Origin of the sequence: Arthrobacter sp. M2012083, from assembly GCF_000281065.1 — a bacterium.
Classification (GTDB): Bacteria; Actinomycetota; Actinomycetes; order Actinomycetales; family Micrococcaceae; genus Arthrobacter.
Genome location: NZ_AKKK01000051.1, coordinates 1 through 1886, shown reverse-complemented (window position 1 = coordinate 1886; position 1886 = coordinate 1). Strand labels below are relative to the sequence as shown.

At 55.7% G+C, this 1886-nt stretch carries 1 rRNA gene; it reads right to left on the bottom strand.

Annotation, left to right across the window (positions count from 1 at the left end):
- Nucleotides 1-171: 171 nt before the first annotated feature.
- A 16S ribosomal RNA gene (locus A477_RS0118575) occupies nucleotides 172-1692 on the bottom strand.
- Between the last annotated feature and the right edge of the window lie 194 nt (nucleotides 1693-1886).

Here is a 1886-nt window from a genome sequence, read left to right as displayed (position 1 = left end):
GCCGTACTGGCACCAGGACACAACCGGTGAAGGCCATGCCAAACAAGTTTGATTCGTTGATATTCCACCCATGAGCACCCACCGCAGAACAGACGCCTGCGCAATGGGCAACACTGACAACCACACCATGTCCATATGCACGGACACCGGCAGCTGCTAGCAGCTCCTTAGAAAGGAGGTGATCCAGCCGCACCTTCCGGTACGGCTACCTTGTTACGACTTAGTCCCAATCGCCGGTCCCACCTTCGACGGCTCCCCCCACAAGGGTTAGGCCACCGGCTTCGGGTGTTACCAACTTTCGTGACTTGACGGGCGGTGTGTACAAGGCCCGGGAACGTATTCACCGCAGCGTTGCTGATCTGCGATTACTAGCGACTCCGACTTCATGGGGTCGAGTTGCAGACCCCAATCCGAACTGAGACCGGCTTTTTGGGATTAGCTCCACCTCACAGTATCGCAACCCTTTGTACCGGCCATTGTAGCATGCGTGAAGCCCAAGACATAAGGGGCATGATGATTTGACGTCGTCCCCACCTTCCTCCGAGTTGACCCCGGCAGTCTCCTATGAGTCCCCGCCATAACGCGCTGGCAACATAGAACGAGGGTTGCGCTCGTTGCGGGACTTAACCCAACATCTCACGACACGAGCTGACGACAACCATGCACCACCTGTAAACCGACCGCAAGCGGGGCACCTGTTTCCAGGTCTTTCCGGTTCATGTCAAGCCTTGGTAAGGTTCTTCGCGTTGCATCGAATTAATCCGCATGCTCCGCCGCTTGTGCGGGCCCCCGTCAATTCCTTTGAGTTTTAGCCTTGCGGCCGTACTCCCCAGGCGGGGCACTTAATGCGTTAGCTACGGCGCGGAAAACGTGGAATGTCCCCCACACCTAGTGCCCAACGTTTACGGCATGGACTACCAGGGTATCTAATCCTGTTCGCTCCCCATGCTTTCGCTCCTCAGCGTCAGTTACAGCCCAGAGACCTGCCTTCGCCATCGGTGTTCCTCCTGATATCTGCGCATTTCACCGCTACACCAGGAATTCCAGTCTCCCCTACTGCACTCTAGTCTGCCCGTACCCACTGCAGAACCGGAGTTGAGCCCCGGTCTTTCACAGCAGACGCGACAAACCGCCTACGAGCTCTTTACGCCCAATAATTCCGGATAACGCTTGCGCCCTACGTATTACCGCGGCTGCTGGCACGTAGTTAGCCGGCGCTTCTTCTGCAGGTACCGTCACTTTCGCTTCTTCCCTACTGAAAGAGGTTTACAACCCGAAGGCCGTCATCCCTCACGCGGCGTCGCTGCATCAGGCTTGCGCCCATTGTGCAATATTCCCCACTGCTGCCTCCCGTAGGAGTCTGGGCCGTGTCTCAGTCCCAGTGTGGCCGGTCACCCTCTCAGGCCGGCTACCCGTCGTCGCCTTGGTAGGCCATTACCCCACCAACAAGCTGATAGGCCGCGAGTCCATCCAAAACCACAAAAGCTTTCCACCACCATGACATGCGCCAGATGGTCGTATCCGGTATTAGACCCAGTTTCCCAGGCTTATCCCAGAGTCAAGGGCAGGTTACTCACGTGTTACTCACCCGTTCGCCACTAATCCCCCAGCAAGCTGGGATCATCGTTCGACTTGCATGTGTTAAGCACGCCGCCAGCGTTCATCCTGAGCCAGGATCAAACTCTCCGTTGAAGTAAAACAAATCAAACAGACACAACCACACCCACCGGAAATAACGGCGAACACGGCTGCACAAAATTCGAAACCAGCTGAAAACCAGACCACCACACACGGGGGTGCGCAATGATCCAGCCATAATTTCAACCAATTGAAAAACAATCGGTATCAACAAACTTGGCACACTATTGAGTTCTCAAACAACAGAC